The organism is Rhizobium sp. R711 (assembly GCF_002211365.1).
Lineage (GTDB): Bacteria > Pseudomonadota > Alphaproteobacteria > Rhizobiales > Rhizobiaceae > Rhizobium.
Genome location: NZ_LOKZ01000001.1, coordinates 866,264 through 891,451, shown reverse-complemented (window position 1 = coordinate 891,451; position 25,188 = coordinate 866,264). Strand labels below are relative to the sequence as shown.

The 25,188-nt window shown below is 60.7% G+C and carries 26 protein-coding genes and 1 pseudogene; 12 read left to right on the top strand and 15 right to left on the bottom strand.

Features of this window, described 5'->3' with window-relative positions; genetic code table 11:
• The first annotated feature begins 13 nt into the window (after positions 1 to 13).
• The gene (locus ATY80_RS04300) at positions 14 to 652 is read left to right on the top strand and encodes an EF-hand domain-containing protein (RefSeq protein WP_088691198.1); all 639 of its coding nucleotides are present in this window, start codon (positions 14 to 16) and stop codon (positions 650 to 652) included.
• Between the two features lie 45 nt (positions 653 to 697).
• Here ATY80_RS04300 and ATY80_RS04295 read toward each other — a convergent pair whose 3' ends face one another.
• A complete protein-coding gene (locus ATY80_RS04295) occupies positions 698 to 1,564 on the bottom strand; it encodes an LOG family protein (RefSeq protein WP_088691490.1) in 867 nt (288 codons plus the stop codon).
• Between the two features lie 179 nt (positions 1,565 to 1,743).
• Here ATY80_RS04295 and dapD point away from each other — a divergent pair, with 179 nt between their 5' ends.
• The 3 genes from dapD (at position 1,744) to ATY80_RS04280 (ending at position 4,540) form a co-directional block, all read left to right on the top strand.
• A complete protein-coding gene (gene dapD, locus ATY80_RS04290; protein WP_016552542.1) occupies positions 1,744 to 2,604 on the top strand; it encodes a 2,3,4,5-tetrahydropyridine-2,6-dicarboxylate N-succinyltransferase in 861 nt (286 codons plus the stop codon).
• 159 nt (positions 2,605 to 2,763) lie between these two features.
• Positions 2,764 to 3,957: a succinyl-diaminopimelate desuccinylase gene (gene dapE, locus ATY80_RS04285; protein WP_088691197.1), complete on the top strand. Its 1,194-nt coding sequence runs from the start codon at positions 2,764 to 2,766 to the stop codon at positions 3,955 to 3,957.
• Positions 3,944 to 4,540, top strand: coding sequence for a hypothetical protein (locus ATY80_RS04280; RefSeq protein ID WP_088691196.1), 597 nt, complete (start codon positions 3,944 to 3,946; stop codon positions 4,538 to 4,540). The genes dapE and ATY80_RS04280 overlap by 14 nt, the downstream gene beginning before the upstream one ends.
• 16 nt (positions 4,541 to 4,556) lie before the next feature.
• Here the strand turns inward: ATY80_RS04280 and ATY80_RS04275 are convergent, their stop codons facing one another.
• Positions 4,557 to 5,456 (bottom strand): LysR family transcriptional regulator, encoded by a 900-nt coding sequence (locus ATY80_RS04275; protein WP_189637080.1) that lies wholly within the window; start codon positions 5,454 to 5,456, stop codon positions 4,557 to 4,559.
• Positions 5,457 to 5,655: 199 nt separating this feature from the next.
• Between ATY80_RS04275 and ATY80_RS04270 the strand changes: the two genes are divergently transcribed.
• Positions 5,656 to 6,819: a serine hydrolase domain-containing protein gene (locus ATY80_RS04270; RefSeq protein ID WP_088691194.1), complete on the top strand. Its 1,164-nt coding sequence runs from the start codon at positions 5,656 to 5,658 to the stop codon at positions 6,817 to 6,819.
• Between the two features lie 2 nt (positions 6,820 to 6,821).
• Here the strand turns inward: ATY80_RS04270 and ATY80_RS29400 are convergent.
• The 5 genes and pseudogenes from ATY80_RS29400 to ATY80_RS04250 all read right to left on the bottom strand — a co-directional run.
• Positions 6,822 to 6,940: pseudogene (locus ATY80_RS29400) on the bottom strand (arsenate reductase (glutaredoxin)); the annotation flags it as partial.
• Complete coding sequence (gene truA / locus ATY80_RS04265; RefSeq protein WP_088691193.1) at positions 6,924 to 7,724, bottom strand: tRNA pseudouridine(38-40) synthase TruA; 801 nt, start codon at positions 7,722 to 7,724, stop codon at positions 6,924 to 6,926. The gene truA and the pseudogene ATY80_RS29400, both read right to left, overlap by 17 nt.
• Positions 7,724 to 8,659: a methionyl-tRNA formyltransferase gene (gene fmt / locus ATY80_RS04260; RefSeq protein ID WP_088691489.1), complete on the bottom strand. Its 936-nt coding sequence runs from the start codon at positions 8,657 to 8,659 to the stop codon at positions 7,724 to 7,726. Before fmt ends, truA begins: the two co-directional genes overlap by 1 nt.
• Positions 8,660 to 8,825: 166 nt before the next feature.
• Entirely contained in the window at positions 8,826 to 9,344 is a 519-nt protein-coding gene (gene def, locus ATY80_RS04255) for a peptide deformylase (protein ID WP_028749410.1), read from the bottom strand.
• A 97-nt stretch (positions 9,345 to 9,441) separates the two neighbouring features.
• Entirely contained in the window at positions 9,442 to 10,938 is a 1,497-nt protein-coding gene (locus tag ATY80_RS04250) for a globin-coupled sensor protein (RefSeq protein ID WP_088691192.1), read from the bottom strand.
• Between the two features lie 194 nt (positions 10,939 to 11,132).
• On the opposite strand from ATY80_RS04250, the gene ATY80_RS04245 reads away from it, so the two are divergent.
• The 3 genes from ATY80_RS04245 (at position 11,133) to ATY80_RS04235 (ending at position 15,862) form a co-directional block, all read left to right on the top strand.
• The gene (locus ATY80_RS04245; protein ID WP_088691191.1) at positions 11,133 to 12,356 is read left to right on the top strand and encodes a DNA recombination protein RmuC; all 1,224 of its coding nucleotides are present in this window, start codon (positions 11,133 to 11,135) and stop codon (positions 12,354 to 12,356) included.
• Positions 12,357 to 12,404: 48 nt separating this feature from the next.
• Positions 12,405 to 13,304, top strand: a complete 900-nt coding sequence (locus ATY80_RS04240; RefSeq protein ID WP_088691190.1) for a ribokinase — start codon at positions 12,405 to 12,407, stop codon at positions 13,302 to 13,304.
• Positions 13,305 to 13,522: 218 nt separating this feature from the next.
• Positions 13,523 to 15,862 carry a methyl-accepting chemotaxis protein gene (locus ATY80_RS04235; protein WP_088691488.1) on the top strand — a complete coding sequence of 780 codons (2,340 nt, stop codon included), beginning with the start codon at positions 13,523 to 13,525 and terminating at the stop codon, positions 15,860 to 15,862.
• A 73-nt stretch (positions 15,863 to 15,935) separates the two neighbouring features.
• Here ATY80_RS04235 and ptsN read toward each other — a convergent pair whose 3' ends face one another.
• The 6 genes from ptsN to lptC all read right to left on the bottom strand — a co-directional run bounded on the left by ptsN (position 15,936) and on the right by lptC (position 21,121).
• Complete coding sequence (gene ptsN, locus ATY80_RS04230; protein WP_007529605.1) at positions 15,936 to 16,400, bottom strand: PTS IIA-like nitrogen regulatory protein PtsN; 465 nt, start codon at positions 16,398 to 16,400, stop codon at positions 15,936 to 15,938.
• Between the two features lie 63 nt (positions 16,401 to 16,463).
• On the bottom strand, positions 16,464 to 17,039 hold the full coding sequence (gene raiA / locus ATY80_RS04225) for a ribosome-associated translation inhibitor RaiA (protein ID WP_007787745.1): 576 nt from the start codon (positions 17,037 to 17,039) through the stop codon (positions 16,464 to 16,466).
• Between the two features lie 253 nt (positions 17,040 to 17,292).
• Positions 17,293 to 18,852 (bottom strand): RNA polymerase factor sigma-54, encoded by a 1,560-nt coding sequence (rpoN, locus tag ATY80_RS04220; RefSeq protein ID WP_088691189.1) that lies wholly within the window; start codon positions 18,850 to 18,852, stop codon positions 17,293 to 17,295.
• A 156-nt stretch (positions 18,853 to 19,008) separates the two neighbouring features.
• Entirely contained in the window at positions 19,009 to 19,794 is a 786-nt protein-coding gene (gene lptB, locus ATY80_RS04215) for an LPS export ABC transporter ATP-binding protein (protein ID WP_088691188.1), read from the bottom strand.
• A 39-nt stretch (positions 19,795 to 19,833) separates the two neighbouring features.
• Positions 19,834 to 20,442, bottom strand: a complete 609-nt coding sequence (locus ATY80_RS04210; RefSeq protein WP_189637079.1) for an LptA/OstA family protein — start codon at positions 20,440 to 20,442, stop codon at positions 19,834 to 19,836.
• A 13-nt stretch (positions 20,443 to 20,455) separates the two neighbouring features.
• Positions 20,456 to 21,121: an LPS export ABC transporter periplasmic protein LptC gene (gene lptC, locus ATY80_RS04205; protein ID WP_088691186.1), complete on the bottom strand. Its 666-nt coding sequence runs from the start codon at positions 21,119 to 21,121 to the stop codon at positions 20,456 to 20,458.
• Between the two features lie 211 nt (positions 21,122 to 21,332).
• Here lptC and sppA point away from each other — a divergent pair, with 211 nt between their 5' ends.
• The 4 genes from sppA to ATY80_RS04185 all read left to right on the top strand — a co-directional run bounded on the left by sppA (position 21,333) and on the right by ATY80_RS04185 (position 24,138).
• Positions 21,333 to 22,283, top strand: a complete 951-nt coding sequence (gene sppA / locus ATY80_RS04200; protein WP_088691185.1) for a signal peptide peptidase SppA — start codon at positions 21,333 to 21,335, stop codon at positions 22,281 to 22,283.
• A 29-nt stretch (positions 22,284 to 22,312) separates the two neighbouring features.
• Positions 22,313 to 22,612, top strand: a complete 300-nt coding sequence (locus ATY80_RS04195) for an integration host factor subunit beta (RefSeq protein ID WP_003544934.1) — start codon at positions 22,313 to 22,315, stop codon at positions 22,610 to 22,612.
• Between the two features lie 122 nt (positions 22,613 to 22,734).
• The gene (locus ATY80_RS04190; protein WP_088691184.1) at positions 22,735 to 23,067 is read left to right on the top strand and encodes a LapA family protein; all 333 of its coding nucleotides are present in this window, start codon (positions 22,735 to 22,737) and stop codon (positions 23,065 to 23,067) included.
• Positions 23,068 to 23,232: 165 nt separating this feature from the next.
• Complete coding sequence (locus ATY80_RS04185; RefSeq protein ID WP_088691183.1) at positions 23,233 to 24,138, top strand: S1C family serine protease; 906 nt, start codon at positions 23,233 to 23,235, stop codon at positions 24,136 to 24,138.
• Positions 24,139 to 24,153: 15 nt separating this feature from the next.
• On the opposite strand, the gene ATY80_RS04180 is transcribed toward ATY80_RS04185, so the two are convergent.
• The gene (locus ATY80_RS04180; protein ID WP_088691182.1) at positions 24,154 to 24,630 is read right to left on the bottom strand and encodes a GNAT family N-acetyltransferase; all 477 of its coding nucleotides are present in this window, start codon (positions 24,628 to 24,630) and stop codon (positions 24,154 to 24,156) included.
• Positions 24,631 to 24,639: 9 nt separating this feature from the next.
• Positions 24,640 to 25,092: a carbon monoxide dehydrogenase subunit G gene (locus tag ATY80_RS04175; protein WP_088691181.1), complete on the bottom strand. Its 453-nt coding sequence runs from the start codon at positions 25,090 to 25,092 to the stop codon at positions 24,640 to 24,642.
• Between the last annotated feature and the right edge of the window lie 96 nt (positions 25,093 to 25,188).

The window sequence follows — 25,188 nt, the reverse complement described above, 5'->3', positions numbered from 1 at the left end:
GAAAGGAGCTGAAATGTCTCGGAACAAGCTGATACTGGCCGCACTCTCCTCCGTCATGATCGTCGGTGCCGCAGCCGGCACCAGTTTTGCTGCGTCTCACGACAAGAAGCATCATCCGCCCCGTCCGCAACACGACATGGGCATGATGATGGGACCGCGCATGGGCGCGATCCGCGAAGTCATCTTCGTTCGCATGCTCAAGCAATTCGACACGAACAAGGATGGACAGATTTCCAAGCAGGAAGCCAAGGACGGGATGGAGGCGATCTTCGTCGCGATCGATACCGACAAGGACGGCTCGCTGACGCCGGGCGAAATCCGCAAATACCGCGAAGCCCAGATGGCCAAGGTAAAGGCGTCCGCTGATGATACCACAGATGGCGACACTATGCCGATGGCACCGCCTCCGGATGCCGACAACGCCCAGCCGGCACCACCGCAGCCTGGGCCCGACGCCCGACCGGATCGCCGCGGCATGCATGGCGGTATGATGCGAGGCATGATGATGATGCAGCGCTTCGATACCGACGAGAATGGTCAGATTTCCAAGCAGGAAGCCGAAGCCGCATTCGACAAGTTCTTCACCTGGATGGATCGCAACAAGGACGGCGTTATCTCGCTCGACGACATGCCTGATCGCCCATTCCTGTAAGCGGCAACTTACCGAAACCGAAGCCCGCCACCTCGGCGGGCTTTTCTATTCGTGGTGCTCGTAGAAATCCTGGATGATTTTCCAGGCAGCATCGGCGGTATCGACAAAGCTGATCAGATCGACATCGTCAGGCGCAATGGTGCCAAACTCCGCAAGCGCCTCGAAATTGACGATGCTCCTCCAGAACTTCTCGCCAAACAGGATGAGCGGCATTTTCTCCATGCGACCGGTCTGGATCAGCGTCAGGCACTCGAAAAATTCATCGAGGGTGCCGAAGCCACCCGGGAAGACAGCAATGGCCTTGGCGCGCACCATGAAGTGCATCTTGCGGATCGCGAAATAATGGAAATTGAAGCTCAGTTCCGGCGTCACGTAAACGTTTGGTGCCTGCTCATGCGGAAGTACGATGTTGAGGCCGATCGAAGGGGCGCCTTCGTCGGCTGCGCCACGATTGCCGGCCTCCATTACGCCCGGGCCGCCGCCGGTCACGATGACGTATTCACGGAAATCGAAGCCGGCCGAATATTTCGAGCATAGTCGCGCGAACTTGCGCGCCTCGTCGTAGTAGACCGATGCCGCCTCGAGGTTGGCACGCTGCGTTTCGTTTCTAGCGGCCCATGCGCTTTGGCCCGGCGCGGGAATGCGGGCGCCGCCGAACATCACGACCGTCGACCGGATGCCGCGTTCCGCCAGCATCATCTCGACCTTCAGCAGTTCGAGTTGCAGTCGGATCGGCCGCAGTTCCTCGCGGCACAGAAACTCTTCGTCAACATAGGCAAGGCGATAGGACGGCGACAGCGTCTGCGGCGTCTTCGGCACGGCCTCGGCACGGTGCTTGTCGATTGCGCTCGTCTTCAGCGGATCCCAGACGCCATCCTTGCGCCGCAGCCTGCCGTTCCGTGCCTTTGCCATGTCAAAATGCCTTTCAATACCGCCGGCTTTATAGCCGGTATGTCGTCTCGAAGCGTTGAATCGCCGCGGAAAAATCATTCCATTTTAGCCGTTCATGCGATAGAGCAGATCGCATCCCGCCAATCACAATTCCGGAGGCTTCGGTCTCCACGATAGAGATCGAAGTTTAAGGAATTCCCATGAGCGCCAGTGACCTTTCTTCCCTTGAAAAGACAATCGAAGCCGCCTTCGATAACCGTGACAACGTCAATACGTCCACCAAGGGCGAAGTTCGCGATGCCGTCGAGGCAGCGCTCGAACTTCTCGACGGCGGCAAGGCACGCGTTGCCGAGCGTGGCAGCGACGGCGCCTGGAAGGTCAATCAGTGGCTGAAGAAGGCCGTGCTCCTCTCGTTCCGCCTGAACGACATGGAAGTCGTGAAGGGTGGCTCGGGCAATTCGACCTGGTGGGACAAGGTGCCGTCGAAGTTCGAAGGCTGGGGGGAAAACCAATATCGCGCCGCCGGCTTCCGCGCCGTGCCGAACTGCGTCGTCCGTCGCTCCGCCTATATCGCCAAGAACGTCGTGCTGATGCCATCCTTCGTCAACCTCGGTGCCTTCGTCGATGAAGGCACGATGGTCGATACCTGGGCGACGGTCGGCTCCTGCGCGCAGATCGGCAAGCACGTGCATCTCTCGGGCGGCGTCGGCATCGGCGGCGTGCTTGAGCCAATGCAGGCCGGCCCGACGATCATCGAGGACAACTGCTTCATCGGCGCGCGTTCGGAAGTCGTCGAAGGCTGCATCATCCGCGAGGGCTCGGTCCTCGGCATGGGCGTCTATATCGGCAAGTCAACCAAGATCGTCGATCGCGCCACCGGCGAAGTGATGTACGGCGAAGTGCCGCCCTACTCCGTCGTGGTCGCAGGCTCGATGCCGTCGGGCAATGCCACCATGGCCAACGGCCAGCCGGCACCGCACCTTTACTGCGCCGTTATTGTCAAGCGCGTCGATGAAAAGACCCGCTCGAAGACTGGCATCAACGAACTGCTTCGCGACTGATAAATCCTGAGGTTCCGGCGGTCAGCGCGCCTGAAACGACGCGCGCCGCCCGAACGCTGATAGTCGGACTTGATCCGGCAAAATGAACGGCACATTTCAACAAGGCGGCATCGTCGCCTTGCCTTTTCTTTGCCACTACCGCTGGATAGTTCCACTCCCATGACCGCTACCGATCCCGTCGCCAATCTTCAGACCCTGATTCGCTGCCCGTCCGTCACGCCCGCCGAGGGCGGTGCGCTTTCGGCGCTAGAGGCGATGCTGTTGCCGCTCGGTTTCAAGGTGGACAAGGTGAAGGCGACGGCGCCGGGAACGCCCGATATCGAGAACCTCTACGCACGGTTCGGCACCGAGGGTCCGCACCTGATGTTTGCCGGGCATACGGACGTGGTGCCTGTCGGCGACGAAGCCACCTGGACGCATCCGCCCTTTGCCGCCGAAATCGCGAACGGCGAACTCTTCGGACGCGGCGCTGTCGACATGAAGGGCGGCGTCGCCTGCTTTGTTGCGGCCATTGCCCGCCATATCGAAAAGCATGGCGCGCCGAAGGGCTCGGTTTCCTTCCTGATCACCGGCGATGAGGAAGGCCCGGCGATCAACGGCACGATCAAGCTGCTGCAATGGGCCGCCGAGCGCGGCGAGCGCTGGGATGCCTGCCTCGTCGGCGAGCCGACCAATCCGGACAAGCTCGGCGACATGATCAAGATCGGCCGTCGCGGCTCGCTCTCCGGCAAGATCACCGTGCACGGTGTCCAGGGCCACGCCGCCTATCCGCATCTTGCCGACAATGCCGTGCGCGGCATCCTGCAGCTGACGCACGCGCTGATGCACCCGCCATTCGATGGCGGCACCGACAACTTTCAGCCATCCAACCTCGAAGTGACGACCGTCGACGTTGGCAATCCGGCGACGAACGTCGTGCCGGCCAAGGCGACGGCCAGCTTCAACATCCGTTTCAACGATACCTGGACAGCGGAGAGCCTGCAGCAGGAGATCCTGCGCCGCCTTGATGCCGCCGCGGCTGAGGGTGTCCTCCGTCCCGGTCGCGAGCCACTCAAGTATGATATCGTCTGGGCGGAGCGACCGAGCCACGTCTTTCTGACGCGTAACAATGCACTGATCGCCTCGCTCTCGTCCGCCGTCGAGAGCGTGACTGGCCAGTCCCCGAAGCTCTCCACCACGGGCGGCACGTCGGACGCCCGTTTCATCAAGGATTATTGCCCCGTCGTGGAATTCGGTCTCGTCGGCCAGACCATGCACATGGTCGATGAGCGCGTTGCTGTTTCCGACCTCGAGCGACTCACGGTAATCTATGAAACCTTCATCGAGCGCTGGTTCGCGAATGCCGGGCTTTAGAGAAGTTCAGTATTATCTAGCGGGGATCTGGCTGCTGATCCGCATGGATCCGCGCGGCTTCCGCTTCCTCGACATGTCGGAGCGGGGCGTCAACCGCTCGTTCTGGGCGATCTTCTGGTGCCTGCCGCCGATGGGGATCTCGTGGCTCTGGTGGCGCCAGGCCTTCCTGCAAACGATGCCGCCGCATACCAATGTCGGGGCGCTCTTCTATTTCCGGCTCGGACTTGTCGAAGCCGCCAATTGGTTCGTGCCATTGGTCTTTGCGGGCTTACTGCTACTCGCCTTCAAGAAGGGCGAGCGCTTTGCGCCCGTCATTGTCAGCGTTAATTGGCTCGGCGTTCCGCTTTCCTACATCAACGGCTTGCTGCTCGCGCTGGTTTTCTTCCTGCCGCAGCTGGTCGGGCTGGTCTCGCTGCTGCTCTTGGCCTTCATGCTTGCGCAGGTTTTTGCGATCGCCCGCATCCTGAGGATGATCTTCTACGGCCAAGGCCTGATGGTCGGCGCGCTCACGCTGGTGCTGCTCGTGCCGTCGCTCATGCTGTCCGAATATCTGCAACGCTTTCTCGGCATCTATCCGATATAGATCCGTCGGAATCGACCTATTCCGATAGTGCGGCCATCCGCGCCTTCAGAAGATCGATCATCCCTTTCACCTTCGCCGTCAGCGCGCCCGGCGGTCGGAGCGCGTGGATGCCGCTGCCATCCGGTCTCGGTGGCAGCGTTGGGAAGAGCCGCACCAGCCTGCCGTCCCTGAGTGGTTCGGCTACCAGCCATGTTTGCAGATGGATGATCCCCAGGCCGGCGATGGCGCTTGCAAGAAGCCCATCCATGTCGGCGCAGACAAAACGACCGGAAACCTCGAGCCGGTCTTCGGATCCAGCGTCGTCGAACTGCCACATCCCGGCCTTCATCGGCTTCGGCGTGCTCAGGCAGGCGTGATGCACGAGGTCTGCCGGGACGGCCGGAACACCGTGCCGCTGAAGATAGGACGGCGCGGCGCAGACGACGCTCGCCGTTGTCGCAAGCTTCGTCGCGAGAAGCGCGGAATCCTGTAGCTTGCCGATGCGGACAGCGAGATCGATGTTCTCCCCGATCGGATTCACGGCCCGATCCTCCAAAGACAGTTCGAGATGCACCTTCGGGAACCGTTCCAGATAGATTGGCACGAGCGGTACAACATGACGCTGCCCGAAGCAGACCGGCGCCGAAATCGTAAGCCATCCCTGCGGTTCGCTCGCCATTGCCGCGACGACGCTCCTGGTCTCCTCGAGCTGGCCAAGCGCCTGCCGGGCGCGGTGGCGAAGTGTCTCCCCTGCTGACGTCAATGCGAGCCGGCGCGTCGACCGATAGAATAGCTCGACTCCGAGCTCGGTTTCCAGCAGGTCGATCTGCCGCGATATCGATGACGCCTGCATGCCAAGATCCCGACCGGTAGCGGAAAAGCTTCCCGTGGCAACGACCTTGAGGAAGATGTCCAGTCGATCCGCGAAACCCGTCATCTTTGCGCTCCATGCCAAGCTCTTGCAGATATAGAGCCGATTATCGCAATGGTGCGCAAGTATTAAGGTCCTCCCCGTCGTCAATGACGCTAGGAAGTCCCCCTCCTCGGCGAGACCCCACATTTTCCGACTTTACACACTGCCGGCCCCCCCGACCGGCAGACCGATACTGCACACCATTTTCTTTGAGAGGAAAAACATGTCTTCCGACGCAATCGCCATCAGACCGGACCCGCAAATGGCTCGGCTGCTCGACAGCGCAATTGACTCCGCGTTGGAGGAGAAGCGGCTCGTCGGAACTGTTGTCCTCGTCGCCCGAGAGGGCAGCATCATCTACGGTCGCGCCGCCGGCATGGCGGACCGCGAGAACAGCCTGCCGATGCGCACGGATACCATCTTCCGGCTTTCCTCGGTGACCAAGCCAATCGTCGCCATCGCCGCGATGCGGCTCGTCGAAGAAGGGCGGATCAATCTGGCTGATCCTGTTACCCGCTGGCTGCCCTATTTTCGTCCCCGGTTTCCGGACGGGCCCACGCCTGCCATCACGATCCATCATCTGCTGATGCATACGGCTGGCCTCGACGACAGTTTGCCAGGAGATGCCGGCGAAGGGAGGCTAGGCGGTACCAATCTCGCGGGTGGACACCCTGCCTGCATCGCGCTCGAAGAAAAGCTTCGCCGGCTTGCAAACGCACCGTTGCTTTACGCACCCGGCACGGGCTGGCGCTATTCGATCTCGATGGATGTGCTCGGCGGCGTCATCGAGAAGGAGACCGGCGGCCCGCTGGGCGAAGCGGTCGCCGCGCTCGTCACTCGACCGCTCGGACTTTCCGATACTGCGTTTCATGTAACGGATCGCGCCCGCCTTGCCGTCCCTTACAAGAATGCGACGCCGGAACCCCAGCCGATGGGATGCGAGGATTCGGTTGTCACCTCTTCCGGCGTGGTCCGCTATTCGACGGAGCGCATCCTTGATCCTGATACCTATCATTCCGCCAGCGGCGGCATGGCAGGCACAGCCGAGAACATCCTCGCCATCCTCGAAACCGTTAGACGCGGCGGAGCGCCGCTGCTCGACACAAGCACAGTCTCAGCAATGGTCCGCGACCAGACGAACGGCCTCGCCGGACTCGAGCGACCCGGGCTCGGCTTCGGCTACGGTTGGGCTGTGGTCACTGATCCGGATCGTGCCGATCTGCCGCTGGCACGGGGAGCGTTCCAGTGGGGCGGCGTCTACGGCCACTCTTGGTTCGTCGATCAGGAGAGGAAACTGACAGTGGTAGCCCTCACGAACACCGCGCTCGAAGGATTGTTCGGCACATTCCCTTTGGATATCGGCAAGGCCGTCTATCGGGCCTTGTAGCCCTGCCGAACCGGAGGCGTCTTCAAATATTCGATGATCTTGAAAGGCTCCTCGCCGGACTGGCGGATCATGGCGAGTTTTTGCGGGAGGTACAGCAGGACGGATCATGACAGATCGTCATCGTCGTCTGCCATTGTCTGCCGGCGATCGGAGATCACCGCCGGATAATCCACCAGCATGAAATAGAGTCCATCCGGCGGCGCAACAGGGCCACAGGCCTTGCGGTCGCGTGCGTCCAATGCGGCGCGGACATCGTCCGGCGTCCATTTGCCCTCGCCTGCAAGCTTGAGTGTTCCCGCGAAGGAACGGATCTGGTTGTGCAGGAAGCTTTGGGCGGTGGCACGGATCTCGATCAGCTCGCCATTTCTTGTCACATCCAGCCGATCAAGCGTGCGGACAGGGCTGTTTGCCTGACAATGGGCGGAACGGAATGTCGAGAAATCATGCTTGCCGACCAAGGTCTGCGCCGCCGCATGCATAGCCTCATGGTCAAGCGGCTTCGGCACCCACCAGGCCTTGCCGGCTTCGAGCGCCAGCGGCGCCCGGCGGCTGATGATGCGATAGAGATAGTGGCGCCTGAGCGCCGAGAACCGTGCATCGAAGAATTCGCTGGCGACTTCCACGCTGATGATTGCGACCCGCTCACCGGCCATCTTGAGATGAGCGTTCAGAGCATTCTGGAGCTTGAAGGCCGACCACTCTCTGGTAAGGTCGGCATGAACCACCTGACCCATGGCATGAACGCCGGAATCGGTGCGGCCCGCCCCACGGATCGAGACAGTCTCACCGCTTGCCGACAGGATCGCCTTCTCGATCGCGCCCTGGACGGAAGGCCCGTTTTCCTGCCGCTGCCAGCCGACATAAGGACCACCGTCATATTCGACGATCATGCGGTAGCGATGCATCAGGAAAGCCTCGAGCCAGATGCAAGCGGTGTCCCGCGCAGAAAATCGGCGGCAGGCAACGGCTTGCCACCGGCCTTCTGCAGCCTGGTCAGGCGAACGGCGCCGGTTCCACAAGCAACGACCAGATCATCTGTCACCAGTTCGCCGGCACTGCCACTACCTTGCGCGAGTTCGGAGGCCAGCACCTTGACGCGCTCAGGCTTGCCGCCGATCGCCACTTCGAACCATGCGCCCGGAAATGGTGCCAAACCGCGAATGTGGTTATGGACTTCCACGGCGTCCCGCGAGAAGTCGATCCGAGTCTCGCCCTTGTCGATCTTGGCGGCGTAGACCACGCCGTCCGACGGCTGCTGCATAAGGGGAAGATCGCCCATCTCGAGCTTGACCATCGCGTCAGCCATCGCCTTGGCACCGACATGCATCAGCTTGTCGTGCAACTCGCCAGCCGTGGTATTGGCGCCGATCTTAACCTCGCTGGTGAGCGCGACGGGGCCGGTGTCCAGGCCCTTGTCCATCTTCATCACCATCATGCCGGTCTTCTCGTCGCCGGCCATGATCGCCCGTTGGATCGGGGCGGCACCCCGCCACCGTGGCAGAAGCGAGGCGTGTCCATTGTAGCAGCCGTAACGCGTGCCGCTCAGGATCGCCTCCGGCAGCAGCAGGCCATAGGCGACGACAACGGCAACGTCGGCATCGTGAGCCTTGAAGCGCTCACGCTCTTCCGGATCCTTGAAATTCACCGGCGTAAAGACCGGGATATCGAGCAGTTCGGCGGCCTGATGCACGGGCGACTTCTGCAGGTCCAACCCGCGCCGTCCGCCGGGCCTTGGCGGCTGCGTGTAGACGGCAAGAATCGTATGCCCGGCGTCGACCAATGCACGCAGGGTCGGCACGGAGAATTCGGGCGTGCCCATGAAGATGATGCGAAGCGACATTTTATCCGCCATGTTTCCGGTCAGCCTCTTCAAACGGGTTTTGCGAGCGCCATATCAAGCCCCCTGCGAACCCGTGCTCGACGACATCGCTACCCGGACGGGGCCGGTGCCGGCGCGGTCGGACCACAACGCCGCATCGCAAGCCGGCTACCGCCGCAGCCTGGAGCTAAAGCGCCTTCGCCGACTTGGCCGCCTTGGTGAACTTCTTGATCACCATGTCTCGCTTGAGGCGAGAGATGTGGTCGATGAAGAGAACGCCGTTCAGGTGATCGATTTCGTGCTGCAGGCAGGTCGCGAGCAGGCCGTCGGCCTCCACCGTCTGCTCCTTGCCGTCCCGGTCGAGATATTTGACGGTGACGGTCGCCGGGCGTTCGACCTCGGCATAGTAGTCAGGGATAGAAAGGCATCCCTCCTCGTACACCGAGCGCTCGTCGGACGATACGACGATCTCCGGATTGACGAATACGAGGGGCTGCTTCTCTTCGCCTTCGCGGGAAACGTCAATGACCAGCATGCGGCGCGGCACGCCGATCTGGATGGCAGCAAGGCCGATGCCCGGCGCATCGTACATGGTTTCAAGCATGTCGTCGGCAAGGCGCTGAAAATCGGCATCGACGCGCTCGATCGGCTTGGAAACCTGACGAAGCAGCGGATCGGGGAGAATGATGAGTGGCTTGATGGTCATGGCGTTCCCATAACGCATCTTTTTCCAGGATGGAATTATCCGAGAGGCGGGCGGAGCGCTTTTTTGCGCTCCAGCCCGGAAATTTGCCGTATTCGTGTCAGGCGGCGCGACGCGGAGCGATCATCGAACGACCTTCAATGCCGGTCCGGAAGCGCTGCAGCAATGCCACCAGATTGTCGACTTCGCCACGAAGGTGCCGCGTCTCGGCAGAGGTATTCTCGACCATTCCCGAGTTCTGCTGGGTGATCGTGTCCATGTTGCGGATGGCGACGCTGACCTCATTGACGCCTGTTGCCTGATCACGGGCGGCGGCGGCGATGTCGGCGACGAAGCGGTTGATGACATCGATACGGTTGATCATGTCGCTCAGCGCCTCGCCGGTGCTGCTGACGATGTCGACGCCTTCGTTCACCTGGACCGAGCTTTCCGAAATCAGGTTCTTGATCTCCTTGGCGGCGTCGGCGGTGCGTTGCGCGAGCTGGCGGACTTCCTGCGCCACAACGGCAAAGCCCTTGCCCGCATCGCCGGCGCGCGCGGCTTCGACACCGGCGTTCAGCGCCAGCAGGTTCGTCTGGAAGGCAATCTCATCGATCACGCCGATGATCTTTGCGATCTCGGTCGACGACTTTTCGATGCCGGCCATCGCCGAAACGGCGCTGGTGACGAGTTCGCCCGAACTCTTGGCCTTCTGCTGCGTCTCCCGAACTGCACCCGATGCCTTTTCGGCGTTTGCGGCAGTCTGACCGACGCTGACGGAAAGCTGCTGGAGCGCTGCCGAGCTTTCCTCGACGCCCGCGGCCTGCTGGGCGGTCCGCAAGGCAAGGTCATCGGAAGCCTTGGCGATAATATCGGTGCCCCTCAGGATTTCACCCGAGGTTGCCCGCACTGAGGCAAAAGATGTACGAAGAGCCGCGACCGCACGGTTGTAATCGTCGGCCATGTCCTTGAAGTTGCCCGGAAGGTCGGACGGCAGTGTCGCCTCAAGATCGCCGTTCGAGAGCGCTTCCAGGCTGCGGCGAAGATGATCGAGCGCGATTGTCTGATCGTGCTCGGCTTTCGCCCGCTCTTCCTCCAGCTTCCGGCGCTTCTCTTCAAGCGCTTCGAGGTAGACCGAGATCGAGTAGTCCATATCGAGCATCGCGGCTTTGATGACGGTGGCGAGCTTTTCAGCCAGCACCTTGCCCTGCTGCCTTGCGAACATAGAGGGCCATTGCTTGGCCATCAGGCCCTTGACGAGTTCGCTCATCAGCAAGGCATAGCCACCGATGTACCAGCGTGGCTCGAGGCCGATGCGGGCATGCGTCTTGCCGACCGCGACAACACCTTTCACATAGGCCTGGTCGAAGTTGCCGCCAGCCAGATTGGCCCAATGGTCTTCCTGGCGCTTCTTGGCCTGCCCCATATGCGCCTTGTCGGCAAAGAAACTCGCGACTTCGGATGTCTTCGCCAGCTTCGCGTAGAATTTGTCGAGGGCATCGCCGAGTAGCTCCGAGATCGCCGGACGCATTTCGCGGAGCGCCGTGCGAGCTCCATCGTCCAGCTCGATAAAATCGAGGCGTTGCTTGAGCGCGCTGTCGGATTGCTGGCTGGTCATGATGTCTCTGCTTGTGATTGATACGAAAGGGAATTTGAGCAGAGCTTTTGCGCAATATGGTTGAGCAATAGTTAAGTAGGTCCCTCATTTGTCGGCCGTCGTTTGTTCTTCCGGTCATCTCGCTTGCCAAAACGCTTGTGAGTTGTTCACGTTTTGATCTAGATATCTCATTTGAGTTTGCTATTGTTGCCGGCATGAACACCAGCCCTGAGTCGTTTCTCCTCGCCCTGTCGCAGACAAGCCCCGCCATGCTGGCCCTCGCCGGAGGCGCAATCGCCGCGCTCATCCTGCTTCTGGTCGTCCTCCTCGTCCGCGGCGGGCAGGTGCGACGCGAGCAGGCCGAGGTAGCGAGTCTTCGTGCGGCCGAAACGGATGCCCGCATGGCGGAACTTCTGAAGATCCAGGCAGAGATGCACGGACGCATGTCGACGATGGCCGAAGTGTTCGGCTCGAGACAGTCCGAGCTCAACCAGGCGATCAACCAGCGCTTGGACGGAATGTCGCAGCGCGTCAGCACGACGATCAGCGAACAGACCAAATCGACGCACGAGAACCTGCAACGGCTGCAGGAGCGTCTCGCCGTCATCGATGCCGCCCAGAGCAACATCCAGACGCTGGCGAAGGACGTCGTCGGCCTGCAGGCGATCCTCTCCAACAAGCAGACGCGCGGCGCTTTCGGCCAATCGCGAATGGAGACGATCGTTGCCGACGGCCTGCCGATGGGCGCCTATGCATTCCAGCAAACGCTGTCCAACGGCTCGCGCCCCGACTGCACGATCCGTATGCCCAACGGCGCACCGCCCCTGGTGATCGACGCGAAATTTCCGCTTGAGGCCTGGAACGCGATCCGAGATGCCGGTGGTCCGGATGGAGCCAAGGTCGCCTCACAGCAGTTTCGCCGCGATATGGAAACGCATATTCGCGACATCTCCGAGAAATACCTGATCCAGGGGGAGACGCAGGACACGGCCTTCATGTTCGTGCCGTCGGAATCGATCTTCGCGGAGATCCACGAGAATTTCGAAGCGATCGTGCAGAAGGCGCATCGATCGCGCATCGTCATCGTGTCTCCTTCGCTGCTGATGCTGTCCATCCAGGTCATCCAGGCTGTGCTGAAGGATCAGCGGATGCGGGCGCAGGCACACGTCATCCAGGGCGAAGTCGCGAATCTGATGGACGATCTCGGTCGTCTCGACGAGCGCGTCCGCAAGCTGCAGAACCATTTTTCCATGGCCCAGAGAGATGTCGACCAGATCCTCACCTCCGCCGATAAGCTCACCAAGCGCGGCGCGAAGATCGAGGCTCTGGAATTCGAGGGCGGCGACGGCGGGAAGGCCGGGCGCGACAATGATCCCGCACCCAAATCCGTCGACAGTCGCAGTGGGCTTCTCAAGCTCAGGGTGGTTGACGACGAGTAAGGCCTTCGGGCAGTGTCGCGCCCAAGAAAAACACCGGACGGGACACCCATGATCACAGTTTTCGGCTCCATCAACATGGACCTCATCGCCACCACCGCACGCTTGCCGAAACCCGGCGAGACGGTCGCTGGCAATGGCTTCTCGACCGCCGCAGGCGGCAAGGGCGCCAATCAGGCGCTGGCGGCACGACGCGCTGGACGCAGCGTACACATGGCAGGCGCCGTCGGCCGCGATGGCTTCGCGGAGCCCGCGCTCGCGCTCCTGAAAGACGCTGGTACGGAGCTTGGGACAGTCAAGCAGGTCGACGAGCCGACAGGAACCGCACTGATCCTCGTCGGCGGTGACGGCGAAAACATGATTGCCGTTGTGCCCGGCGCAAACGGTACGGTGACGCCAGCCGATGCCGACGCGGCGGTGGGGGCCATGAGCAAGGACGACATCCTGATGCTTCAGTTTGAAGTTCCCGTTCCGGCCGTCGAGCAGGCGCTGGCCGGCGCCCGCGCCAAAGGCGTGACGACCGTCCTCAACCTCGCCCCGCTGATCGACGATGCCGCTCGCCTCGGTCGCCTTGCCGACATCGTGATCGCAAACGAAACAGAGTTCGAGCGTCTCGCCGGCCAGGAGAACATGGCGGCGGATGATCGCGAGGCTGCATTGAAGCGGCTCAATGCAGAAACCGGGCAGACCCTGATCGTGACGCTCGGCGCGGACGGCGTGATCGCGATCCGCGATGGTGTCATTTCCCGCGCCAAGGGACTGAAGATCGAGCCCGTCGATACGGTCGGGGCCGGTGACACCTTCTGCGGCTACTTCGCGGCGAGCCTGGACGAGGGGCTGGATTTCGAGGCCTCCCTACGCCGCGCGGCGGTCGCCGGATCGATCGCGTGCCTCAAGCAGGGCGCTCAGCCATCGATCCCGTCGAGCGCCGAAGTCGCAAAAGCGCTATAGGGCAAGTCCTCCCGCGACATGCCGCGACTGCTTGGCGCAGATGCGGTCGATTTTCATTAGATTTCATTCAAATTTAATAGGTTTCCGGCGATGGTCCTGCCATCACCGGACCTCTCCAGGGGCCGGGCTCTGTAACGGCTGCTCCATGAGGGGGCGACGCCTCGTTCCCTGTGCCGATGAATGCCCCGTTCGGCGCATCCTTGCTTCCCGAGGAACCCATGTTCATCTTTCGCATGAAATCGCTTGCAGCCAAGCTTATCCTCATTACCGGCATTGCCATCGCGCTCGTCCTCCTCGTTTCCAACTACTTCCTGATCGGTGAGACGCGCAATCGCGTCCAGACCCTCACCATGGATCAGGCCAATCTCGAAGCGAAGGCGATCGCCAACGAGGTCGCCTCCTCAGTTGGAGAACTGGCCGGCGCGGCACGTTCCATGGCCGGTTCGATCGGCCGTGGTCAGGAAGGTAAATACCTCGATCGCAAGGCCGTTCTCGACATGCTGAAGGCGAACGTCGAGCGCAATCAATTCGCCTTCGGCAGCTGGTTTGCCGAAGAGCCTAACGCCTTCGACGGCCAGTCACCGTCCATGGCAGGTAAGGCCGACTTCGGTGCCGCCAAGGATGGTACTTTCAACCCGTACTGGACGAAGAGCAAGGATGGCGGCTTCACCTTCTCCACCTTCAATTCCGACTACAAGGCCGCCTGGTATGCGCTTGCCGCGGAAAGCAAGAAGGGCGCGCTGACGCCGCCTTACGCGGAAACGACGACCGGCGAAAACACCGCGATGACCTCGATTGCCTATCCGGTCATGTCCGGCGGCAAGATGATTGGTGTCAGCGGCGTCGATATCTCACTGAAATCGCTCCGCGACAAGCTCTCGACGCTTCATCCATTCGGCTCCGGCCGCGTCACGCTGCTCTCGCAGACCGGCAAATGGATCGTCGCGCCGATCCCCGATCTATCGATGAAGGACTATGACGGCGAAGGCGCTGATGCGGTCAAGAGCGCGCTCTCGACGTTGCAGCCCGCGGTCGTCAAGAACCTGACTTTCGACGGCTACGAACCCTTCGACCGCGTCATCTATCCCTTCGCCCTGCCGGATGTGAACTCGACCTGGGCGATCCTCGTGGATGTGCCACACACAGCCATCAACGCGCCTGTGCAGGATCAAACCTTCCTGATGATCGTCGCTGGCATCCTCGTGCTTGCCGCCGTCATGATCGCTCTCTACTTCGCGGTCCGCGCCTTCGTTCAGCGGCCGATCGGCGGCCTGGTCGCCACCGTCAAGGCGCTCAGCGACGGCAAGTACGAACAGCCGGTAGCCGGCCAGGATCGCGCCGACGAGATCGGCTCTGTGGCGAAGGCCCTTGAAGGCTTCCGCTTTGCGCTAGCTGACGCACAGCGCCTTGAGACCGAGTCGAACAGCCAGCGTGACGCCGCCGAAGCCGAGCGCGGCCGCTCGGAAACGGAGCGTCAGCAGTCGATCACGTTGCAGCGCCACATCGTCTCGATCGTCGGCTCCGGTCTGTCCGAGCTGTCGCAGGGCAATCTCGGCCACCGCATCACCGAGGACTTCCCGGGCGAATACGCAAAGCTGAAGCAGGATTTCAACGCGGCGCTCGAAAGCCTCGAGGAAACCATCAACACGATGAATCTCAGCGTCGTGAACATCGGCTCCGGTACCAGCGAAATCAGCGGCAGCGCCTCCGATCTCGCCAAGCGCACCGAGCAGCAGGCGGCAAGCCTGGAAGAGACGGCGGCCGCACTCAACGAGCTCACCGCACAGGTCAACTCCAGCGCCGACCACGCCCGCACAGCAGCTGATAACGTCAACCTCGCCTGCCAGGATGCGGAGAAATCAGGCGAAGTGGTACGTAAGGCGATCGCCTCGATGCAGGGCATCGAGCAATCCTCCACCGAGGTTTCGCGCATCATCGGCGTCATCGACGAGATTGCGTTCCAGACCAACCTGCTGGCGCTGAATGCCGGCGTCGAAGCGGCACGTGCCGGTGAAGCCGGCAAGGGCTTTGCCGTCGTCGCGCAGGAAGTTCGCGAACTTGCACAGCGTTCCGCCAATGCTGCCAAGGAGATCAAGACGCTCATCAACACCTCGGCCGTGCAGGTCAAGGAAGGCGTTGATCTGGTTGGCCGCGCCGGCGATACGCTGCACAAGATCTCCGAGCAGGTCATGGGCATCAATGGCCTCATCCGCCAGATCTCGGCATCGGCCAGCGAACAGGCGATCGGCCTGAAGGAGATCAACCAGGCCATGAACCAGATGGACCAGGTTACTCAGCAGAACGCCGCCATGGTCGAGGAGACGACGGCAGCCAGCGTCACGCTCAACGACGAGGCCCAGACGCTGAAGCAACTCGTGACACGTTTCCGCGTATCCGGCATGGGTCACGCTTCCGCACTGCGCTCGACGGCTCAGCAGATGCGCGCGCCAGCCGCGGCACCGATCTATCGTCAGGCCGCGGCACCGGCCCCCCGCCGCGCGGCTCCTCAAACACACGGCTCGGCAGCACTTGCCCAGGACAACTGGGAAGAGTTCTAAGCCGAGTTCGACCGGTTGAAACAAAAAAAGGCGCCTGTGCAATCAGGCGCCTTTTTACTGAAATGTTGAATGCTCAGGCTGCGTTCGAGGTCTGCTCCTCATTGAGGAACGCATAGATCGCCGAAGCGGAGTCGGTCGCACGCAGCTTGGCGACAAGATCATGATCGCGCAGCACGCGGGCGATTCGCGACAGGGCCTTGAGGTGATCGGCGCCAGCACCTTCAGGCGCCAGCAGCAGAAACACCAGATCCACGGGCTGATCGTCCAGAGCCTCAAAATCGACCGGCTGATCGAGACGCGCGAAGATGCCGACGATGGAGTGGACGCTTGCGAGCTTGCCGTGCGGTATGGCGATACCGTTGCCGACGCCGGTCGAACCAAGGCGCTCGCGCTGCAGGACAACATCGAAAATTTCCCGCTCCGAAAGCCCTGTGACTTTCGACGCCTTTGCAGCCAATTCCTGGAGGAGCTGTTTCTTGGAATTTACCCTGAGGGCGGGAATTATCGCATTTTGCTGCAGCAAATCTGCCAATGCCATTTTATTTTCCTTCTGCGCCGAGAAAGGAGAGCGGCAGCCTAACTGCCGCCCTTCGCCTTGATCTCAGCTTTTGATGCTGGCTGCATCGATCCAGCCAATGTTACCGTCATGCCGACGATAAACGATGTTTAGTTGTTCCTTGCCTGGGCTGCGAAAAAGCAGCAGCGGCTCGTCCGTCATGTCGAGCGCCATCACGGCGGTCGCGACCGACATTGTTTTCAGTTGCTTGGTGCTTTCGGCGACAATCGCCGGCGCGAAATCATCCGGAATTTCGTCGTCGTGATCCGACATCCCACCCATCACGGTATACGCGACTTCGGCAGAACCATTCTGGTGATTTCCGGAGTGGTGATCCTTCAGTTTGCGCTTGTAGCGGCGAAGACGCTTCTCAATCCGTTCGGACGCTGCATCAAAGGCCAACTGCGGATCCATCGCCTCCCCGGCGGCGTGCAATACAACTCCGCTATCGAGATGAAGCTTGCAGTCGGCGGAAAACCGGGCGTTGGCCTTCTGCACGATCACTTGACCGGAATACCCTCCGTCGAAGTATTTCGTGACGGCGACACCGATTTGGTCCTCGATCCGCTGACGGAACGAGTCACCAATTTCCATATGTTTACCGGATACACGCACACTCATGGAGTTTCCCTTCTTATGATGGTTTGCGAGTACCAGTCTACGCCAAGGCTCACCCTCATCCAAGCACTTCGCGCGATCCCAAGCAAGATCGGCCGAAGTTCCCGGCTTCAGGCACCCTGAGGATGATGGGGATAACTTCCAACGCTGTCCACAGCGCCAATTGCGGCGCGCTTCTAGCCAGAAGTTACCAAAATGTCAACAGACACATGCATTAGAATTACGGAATACACGCAGTAGTCGCTTCAGGCAACTATCAAAAGCCAGCGACCTTCGCCAAAGCCCGCTTCTCCCGCCTGCGCTGGACCGACGAAGCGATGTTCATCGCCTCGCGATACTTGGCCACCGTTCGACGGGCAAGGTCGACGCCGCCCTGCTTCAGGATATCGACGATGTCGTCATCGGAAAGCACGGCTTCCGGGCTTTCCTGCGAGATCAGCGTCCGGATCTTGTGGCGCACGGCCTCGGCCGAATGGCTGTCGCCGCCTTCAACGGCGCTGATTGAAACGCTGAAGAAATACTTGAGCTCGAAGAGCCCCCGCGGTGTCAGCATATACTTGTTCGACGTCACGCGGCTGACGGTGGATTCGTGCATCTTGATGGCATCGGCTACCGTCTTCAGGTTGAGCGGGCGCAGATGATCGACACCGTGCATCAGGAAGGCATCCTGCTGGCGCACGATTTCGCTTGCCACCTTCATGATCGTCTTGGCGCGCTGATCCAGGCTCCGGGTCAGCCAGTTGGCGGTCTGCAGACACTCCGAAAGAAAGGCATGATCGTCACCATTCTTCGTGACTTTTGAAAAATACGCCTGATTGACCAGAACGCGCGGCAGCGTGTCGGGATTGAGCTCGATCAGCCAGCCGCCGTCTGAGCCTGCCCGCACGACGACGTCGGGCATGATCGCTTCCGACATTCCCGCCTCGAAGCCGGCGCCCGGTTTCGGATTGAGCTGGCGGATCTCGCCCAGCATGTCGAGAAGGTCCTCCTCATCCACGCCACATAGCCGCTTCAGCGTCGCGAAGTCGCGCCGGGCCAGAAGCTCGAGATTGCAGACCAGCGCCTGCATGGCGGGATCGAAGCGGTCCTTCTGGCGAAGCTGGATCGCCAGGCATTCGGCCAGATTGCGCGCGAAAACACCGGGCGGATCAAGCGTCTGCAAAGCGGTGATCACGCGCTCGACATCGTCGACGCTTGCGCCCAGTCGATCGGCCGCTTCCGTCGCATCGCCCTGGAGATAGCCTGCCTCGTCCAGCAGATCGACAACGTGCTGGGCGATCAGGCGATCGGACATATCAGGCAGGATAAAGGGCAATTGCTGGGCAAGGTGATCGCGAAGCGATATCTGACCGGCAACGAAGTCATCGAGATCGTAGCTGTCGGCCCCTTCGCTATTACCCGGCATCGACTTCCACTGGCTGATCAGTTCGGGAGCATCGGCGCGCTGCGGAACGCCGTCATCGGGAAAGACGTTGGCATAGTTGGCATCGAGCTCGTCGTTGAGGCGGCTGGCACCACTGTTGTTGCCGCTCTCGTACCAATCGCCCGACAAGACCTCGGTTCGGCTGTCGTAGCCACCGTCGCCGGGCTCTTCCCCCTGTGGCGCGTAGGTTTCTTCTTCCGTGCCGCCGCGCTCGCTGCCTGATTCCGCATCATTTGACGGAATCTCGAGCAGCGGGTTCTTTTCGACTTCCTGGGCAATAAACTGCGTCAGCTCGAAATGCGTCATTTGCAGCAACTGGATGGACTGCATCAGTTGCGGTGTCATGACCAGCGACTGGTTCTGGCGCAGGAAAAGATTGGCCGACAGTGCCATAGCGGACGCGAAACTCCCGTTCGTCTCCTCCGGGAAACCGCGTCCTGCCACGGGCTCAGGCCACGGAAATCCAAGTTGGCCCAAAAATTGCTTTTTTATTCTATTTGGTCAAGCGGAACTGTCACAGAAGGTGAATTTCCGCGGCGGCGGAGCGCGTCAAAGGCTGAAATTGTCGCCCAGATACAAGCGGCGCACTTCGGGGTTGTTGACGATGTCGTTGGCACGACCGTGGGTCAGGACTTCACCCGCATGGATGATATAGGCGCGATCGATCAGGCCGAGCGTCTCGCGCACATTATGATCGGTGATCAGCACGCCGATGCCGCGTGCCGTCAGGTGATGCACAAGGTGCTGGATGTCGGCCACGGAAATCGGATCGACGCCCGCGAACGGCTCGTCGAGGAGCATGAAAGTCGGATCGGTTGCCAGCGCGCGGGCGATTTCGAGGCGACGGCGCTCGCCACCGGAAAGCGACACGGCCGCGTTCTTGCGCAGCTTGCGAATGTGAAACTCATCGAGCAGTTCGTCGAGCTTCTTTTCGCGTGCGGCCTTGTCGTTGATATGCACTTCCAGAACGGCGCGAATATTCTCTTCGACGGTCAATCCCCGGAAGATTGACGCTTCCTGCGGCAGATAGCCAACGCCCAGCCGCGAGCGTCGATACATTGGCATCGTCGTCACGTCGTTGCCGTCGATCTCGATCGTACCCTCGTCAACGGGCACAAGCCCGGTGATCATATAGAAGCAGGTCGTCTTGCCGGCGCCGTTCGGACCCAGCAGGCCAACAGCCTCGCCGCGTCGAACGACCAGCGACACGCCGTTCACGACACGCCGCGTGCTATAGGTCTTGGTCAGACCGCGCGCAATCAGCGTGCCCTGGTAACGGCTCTTGTCACCGGCGGGGGTCTCAGCAGCCACTTGGGCCCCGGTCCTGCCGAACATGGTCGATAGCGAGAATAACTTCACGTGGTAAGGCCGGGGTCAGTTCTGTTTCTGTGACTTCGGATCAAGCTGAATCTGGACGCGCCCCCCGCAGCTCTCCAACTGTGCCTGTCCCGTCTCCATGTGCACCGTCAGTTGGCAGCCCGTGAAGACGTTCGGTCCATCAGTAAGGATCACCTTGTCGCCCTTGAGGATGAAAAGTTGCTTGGCCATATCGAAAGAGCCGTTGTCGGCCGTGGCCGTCTGCGTACCGGAGTTCAGAAACACCTTGTCCGTGACGATAATGTGATCGATATCGGCGTTGCCCGACGAAATCGACGCCGAAGCGGTCTTGGCGCCAGCCGCCGGAGCCGCATTCGCATCGTCGGCCTTCGGCTTGTAATAGACCGTCATATGTCCGGCCTGCAGCGTCGTCTTGCCCTGCACCACCTTCACATTGCCCGTGAAATCGGCCGTATGCTCCTGATCATGGATCTCCAGCTTGTCGCTCTCGATCTGGATCGGCTCGTCATTGTTCAGCTTCAGGCCGTCCATCTGACTGGTTGTTGCCTGCGCCAGGGCGCCTCCGGCCAACAGCAGCAGCGCAACCGCACCACTAAGAAATACTGCTCCCGCCTTGCGGGTAGAAATGCGACAATCGTTTGTCATGGTGACCCGGCTGTTAAGTGCCCTGTTTGTGAATAGCGGACGGATCGACATTCATACGTACATTCCCCTCGAATGTGATCGTCTGCCCCTTATCCGTCATCTTGATCGAGCGCGCAACAATAGACGCGCTATCTTTCTGAATACTTACAGGATCCTCGCTCGTGAGTTTCCCGCCCTTGATGTCAACCTTGGCGCTCTGGAACTTGGCCGTCAGCCCGTTGCTCAAAAGGACGGCAAAAGGTGATTTGACATCGAGATTATCGGTCGCACGGTCGTAATCTGCAGCCGTGGCTTCGACGCGGGCGATCAGATCGTCCTTCATCGGCACCGCGGCCTTGATGTTCTGCAGCGTCATCAGATTCGGATTCTTGATATCCTGAAGCGCCCGTTCGGCCAACATCGAATAGTTGATGCCATCGGAATTGCGACCGGAGATCGCGGGCTTCTCCATAACGACCTTGCCATTCTCGATCTTCGCGCCCTCGATCTTGATGTTCTCGGGTAGATAGGTGCGGATTACGGAAACACCAATAAAGACCAGCGACACCACGACGGCGGCGATTGGAAGGATGATCTTCAGGCGGCGCACGCGCGCCGAATGGAAGCGCGCGGCGCCATAGGCGCTTCGCTCCGGCCTCACGTAGTCAGCCTCTCCGGTGCTGTTCAAAGTGTTGAGCATAAACAAGGTCCGTGTGGGTGATCAGGCAGCGTATATAGGCATTGTCGCGCCCGATCACAGTTCGTTTCGCATTATTACACCGACTTGCCAATATGGATTTTTTTCTGCAACAAACAAGAAAGGCGCCGACGCGTGGCAAATCAACGTGCCCGAACGGCGCTGGAACCCTAGATTTACGGGATCCCGCGTGCTCGCCATCCTGGAGGAATGAATGGACAGTTCGATGATCGCCGACCGCCGCAGGCTTCGCCGCAAGGTCGGTTTCTGGCGCGTCGTCGCGGTACTGCTGCTGGTGGTATTGGGATTCGCAGCCTACCGGTTATTCGTCGGCGACATCGCAACCAGCCGGCCGCACGTCGCCCATGTGACCATTTCCGGGTTGATTACCGATGATGACGAGCTGCTGGAACGGCTGAAGAAGATCGAGAAGAACGATGCGGTGAAGGCCGTGGTCGTCTCTATCTCCTCCCCGGGAGGTACGACCTATGGCGGCGAGCGGATCTTCAAGGCGATCCGCGCCATCGCCGCCAAGAAGCCTGTCGTATCCGACGTGCGCACGCTGGCCGCTTCCGCCGGCTACATGATCGCGACCGCCGGCGACATGATTATTGCCGGAGACAGCTCCATCACCGGCTCGATCGGAGTAATCTTCCAATACCCGCAGGTCAAGCCACTGCTCGACAAGATCGGCGTTTCACTGGAAGAAATCAAATCGTCACCGTTGAAGGCCGAACCCTCGCCGTTCCATCCGGCGAGCGAAGAGGCCAAGGCCATGATTAACAATATGATTGTCGACAGCTATGGCTGGTTCGTCGATCTCGTCGCCGAGCGGCGCAAGCTGCCGCGTGACGAGGTCCAAAAGCTTGCGGACGGCACGATTTTCACCGGCCGTCAGGCGCTTAAAGTCAAGCTGATCGACCAGATCGGCGGCGATGACGAGATCAGGGCCTACCTTGAGACACGCAAGGTCAGCAAGAGCCTGCCTGAGGTCGATTGGGACAGGAAGAGCAGCACGCCATTCCTGCTCGCAGACAGCGCGTCTCAGATCCTAACGCTGCTTGGTTACGACGATCTTGCCAAGGCTCGCGATCTCGGCGGAATCCTGCCTCAAAAGTTGCTCCTTGACGGGCTCCTTTCAGTTTGGCAGGTTGGCCACGACTGATAAGAAATCAATAATTTAAGGGGGCGAACGTGATCAAGTCCGAACTGGTGCAGATAGTTGCAGCCCGCAACCCGCATCTTTACCATCGCGACGTCGAAAATATCGTCAACGCGGTGCTCGACGAGATCACCGACGCACTCGCGGCGGGTAACCGCGTCGAGCTGCGCGGATTCGGTGCGTTCTCGGTAAAAAATCGCCCGTCCCGCTCCGGCCGCAACCCGCGCACCGGCGATACCGTTTTCGTCGAGGAGAAGTGGGTTCCCTTCTTCAAGACCGGCAAGGAGCTTCGCGAGCGCCTCAATCCGGGACAGGCTGACGAAGAGGATTGATCCCGCCCTCACGGCTGCGTGCGGCAAGACCGCACTTGAACTTGGCTCCCGGCCCACTATCCTGCTGACCAGATCAAAGCGACGCGCCAAAGATGGCGCGCGTTGAAATACGGAGACCGAGCATGGCGAAGAAGATCACCAACCTATTGATTTTTCTGCCACTCGGAATCATCCTCATCATCTTCTGCGTCGCCAACAGGCAGGTTGTGACGCTTGCCTTCAATCCATTCCTGCCGGAAGACCGGGTGCTCTCGCTGTCGGCACCGTTCTTTGTGTTCATCTTCATCGCGCTGATCATCGGCATGGTCGTTGGCTCGGCCGCCACCTGGCTAAACCAGGGCAAACACCGCAAGCGCGCTCGCAGCGAGGCCAAGGAAGCCGTTCGCTGGCAGGCAGAGGCGGGCCGCCATAAGACCCGCGCCGAGGAAATTGTCGGGCAGTTGCCGTCGCGGTGACGCGCTCGCCAGCGTACAAAGGCCAGAGCGCAGGCTGAATTTCCGAGGCGCAAGCACTTGCAGCCACAAGCCCACCTCCATAGCTATATGAGATAGGCCCCACTGCACGTCTGCCAGGCACAGTCGTTTCGCGACACACGCGCCGCGCCTTGCGAGGATGAGACCATGAATATCGACGAAATCCTGCGGTCAGTCGTGGCCGTTAGCTCCTCAATTCCGGAAGACGCCTTTACGGCCGGCACACTCGGCACACGCCGGGAAGGCAGCGGCGTCGTTATCAGGGAGTCTGGACTGGTCCTCACCATTGGCTATTTGATCACCGAGGCCGAGGAAGTGTGGCTGACCTCGCTTGACGGGCGTGTCATCGCAGCCCATCCGCTCGCCTATGACCAGGAGACCGGGTTCGGCCTGCTTCAGGCGCTGGGCGACCTCGGCCTGCCTGCATTGGAATTTGGCGACGGCACGGGAGCCAGCCTCGGCGACCCAGTCGTGCTGGCGGACGGCATCGGCCAGTTCGTGGAAGCCAGGATCGTGGCAAAGCAGGAGTTCGCCGGCTATTGGGAATATCTGCTTGAGGAGGCGATCTTCACGACACCCGCGCATCCCTCCTGGGGAGGCGCTGCACTCATTGACGCCGAGGGCAAGTTGCTTGGGATCGGCTCCCTGCGCCTGCAGATGAGCCAAAACGGCGAGGTTGCCGACATCAACATGATCGTGCCGATCAACCTGCTTCCGCCAATTCTCGACGATCTAATGACCCGCGGCCGCGTGAACAAGCCGCCGCGCCCGTGGCTCGGCGCCTTCTCCGCGGAAAGCAATGGCGACGTGGTCGTGATGAGCGTGGCCGAGGGAAGCCCGGCGGCTGACGCCGGTTTGCGGCGAGGCGACATCATTTCCGAAATCCGCGATGGCGAAGTCGATGGACTTGCCGATTTCTATCGCAAGGTCTGGAGCAGCGGCCCCGCAGGCGCGGAAATCCCGATGCGTGTACTGCGCGATGGCCGCGAGGCGTGGCTGCGCGTCAGGTCCGCCGATCGCAACGCCTTCCTCAAGAAACCGCAATTGCAGTAGGTCGGCGAGGGTCGATTATCCACCCGGATAAAAGCTCATCTCTTCGTAATCGCCTTCCGCTGACGTGCCTGATCCCGTAGCGACGAACCCCTTGGAACGATAGAAGGCATTCGCGCGGCCGTTCTTCACCAGGCATTTCAAACGATACTTGTTGTGCGGCCAGTCCGGCAGCGCCGCGAGCAACGCGGCACCGGCACCCTGCCCTTGCCAGGATTTGCAGACATAGAGCATGTGAATGAAATCGTCCGGCGGCCACAGCGTCATGAAGCCCGCGGTCTCGCCATTCGGGGCCTCCGCGAGCCACAGGTGTTCGCCTTGCGTGTGTGCTTGGAAATCTTCGTGACGGAAGCTTAAGGGATCGACCCACACGAAGGTCTCGCGACGCACGGCCAGATAAATGTCGGCCAGAATTTCCAGGTCTGACGGACGTGGCGGTCTGATCGTCCACTTTACAGATTGCGGCTGCGTTTGGATGACGGAGAAATCTATCAATTCGGACCCTTACTCCGCGGCCTTGGCACTGACGGCGGCGTTGAAATTGGAGAAGAACTGCTGCGCCAGCTTCGCCGATGTCGAGTCGATCAATCGCGCTCCAAGTTGCGCGATCTTGCCCCCGACCTGGGCTTTTGCTTCGTACTGCAGGACCGTTTCGCCGCCGTCGTCCTTGAGCACGACATCAGCCCCGCCTTTGGCAAAGCCAGCGATACCGCCCTTGCCTTCGCCTGAGATCGTGTAGCTCTCCGGCACGTTGATATTGGAAAGCGTGACTTCGCCGTTGAAGGTCGCCGAAACGGGGCCGATCTTCACCTTAACCACCGCCGCCAACTCGGTCGGCGACTTCATCTCCAGGCTCTGACAGCCCGGAATGCACTGCCTCAATATCTCAGGATCATTCAGCGCGGCCCATACGACATCCCGCGGCGCCATAATCCGTTCTTCGCCGGTCAAGTCCATCCGAAATCCTCCCATTTCGACCTGGCTCAATTTATCACAGCCGGAAAGCGCTTTGCCAAGGTGAAACGGAATGCTATTTGCACGAGCTCTATCGAA

Excerpts from the sequence above, each read along its gene's own strand:
- ATY80_RS04270 (WP_088691194.1), top strand. The coding sequence starts at position 5,656 with ATGTCTTCCGACGCAATCGCCATCAGACCGGACCCGCAAATGGCTCGG.
- ATY80_RS04175 (WP_088691181.1), bottom strand. The coding sequence starts at position 25,092 with ATGGACTTGACCGGCGAAGAACGGATTATGGCGCCGCGGGATGTCGTA.
- sppA (WP_088691185.1), top strand. The coding sequence starts at position 21,333 with ATGGACAGTTCGATGATCGCCGACCGCCGCAGGCTTCGCCGCAAGGTC.
- ATY80_RS04210 (WP_189637079.1), bottom strand. The coding sequence starts at position 20,442 with ATGACAAACGATTGTCGCATTTCTACCCGCAAGGCGGGAGCAGTATTT.
- lptB (WP_088691188.1), bottom strand. The coding sequence starts at position 19,794 with ATGTTCGGCAGGACCGGGGCCCAAGTGGCTGCTGAGACCCCCGCCGGT.
- fmt (WP_088691489.1), bottom strand. The coding sequence starts at position 8,659 with ATGTCGCTTCGCATCATCTTCATGGGCACGCCCGAATTCTCCGTGCCG.
- ATY80_RS04185 (WP_088691183.1), top strand. The coding sequence starts at position 23,233 with ATGAATATCGACGAAATCCTGCGGTCAGTCGTGGCCGTTAGCTCCTCA.
- ATY80_RS04240 (WP_088691190.1), top strand. The coding sequence starts at position 12,405 with ATGATCACAGTTTTCGGCTCCATCAACATGGACCTCATCGCCACCACC.
- lptC (WP_088691186.1), bottom strand. The coding sequence starts at position 21,121 with ATGCTCAACACTTTGAACAGCACCGGAGAGGCTGACTACGTGAGGCCG.
- dapE (WP_088691197.1), top strand. The coding sequence starts at position 2,764 with ATGACCGCTACCGATCCCGTCGCCAATCTTCAGACCCTGATTCGCTGC.
- ATY80_RS04275 (WP_189637080.1), bottom strand. The coding sequence starts at position 5,456 with ATGACGGGTTTCGCGGATCGACTGGACATCTTCCTCAAGGTCGTTGCC.
- ATY80_RS04300 (WP_088691198.1), top strand. The coding sequence starts at position 14 with ATGTCTCGGAACAAGCTGATACTGGCCGCACTCTCCTCCGTCATGATC.
- ptsN (WP_007529605.1), bottom strand. The coding sequence starts at position 16,400 with ATGGCATTGGCAGATTTGCTGCAGCAAAATGCGATAATTCCCGCCCTC.
- raiA (WP_007787745.1), bottom strand. The coding sequence starts at position 17,039 with ATGAGTGTGCGTGTATCCGGTAAACATATGGAAATTGGTGACTCGTTC.
- dapD (WP_016552542.1), top strand. The coding sequence starts at position 1,744 with ATGAGCGCCAGTGACCTTTCTTCCCTTGAAAAGACAATCGAAGCCGCC.
- ATY80_RS04280 (WP_088691196.1), top strand. The coding sequence starts at position 3,944 with ATGCCGGGCTTTAGAGAAGTTCAGTATTATCTAGCGGGGATCTGGCTG.
- ATY80_RS04295 (WP_088691490.1), bottom strand. The coding sequence starts at position 1,564 with ATGGCAAAGGCACGGAACGGCAGGCTGCGGCGCAAGGATGGCGTCTGG.
- ATY80_RS04245 (WP_088691191.1), top strand. The coding sequence starts at position 11,133 with ATGAACACCAGCCCTGAGTCGTTTCTCCTCGCCCTGTCGCAGACAAGC.
- def (WP_028749410.1), bottom strand. The coding sequence starts at position 9,344 with ATGACCATCAAGCCACTCATCATTCTCCCCGATCCGCTGCTTCGTCAG.
- ATY80_RS04235 (WP_088691488.1), top strand. The coding sequence starts at position 13,523 with ATGTTCATCTTTCGCATGAAATCGCTTGCAGCCAAGCTTATCCTCATT.
- rpoN (WP_088691189.1), bottom strand. The coding sequence starts at position 18,852 with ATGGCACTGTCGGCCAATCTTTTCCTGCGCCAGAACCAGTCGCTGGTC.
- truA (WP_088691193.1), bottom strand. The coding sequence starts at position 7,724 with ATGCATCGCTACCGCATGATCGTCGAATATGACGGTGGTCCTTATGTC.
- ATY80_RS04250 (WP_088691192.1), bottom strand. The coding sequence starts at position 10,938 with ATGACCAGCCAGCAATCCGACAGCGCGCTCAAGCAACGCCTCGATTTT.
- ATY80_RS04190 (WP_088691184.1), top strand. The coding sequence starts at position 22,735 with ATGGCGAAGAAGATCACCAACCTATTGATTTTTCTGCCACTCGGAATC.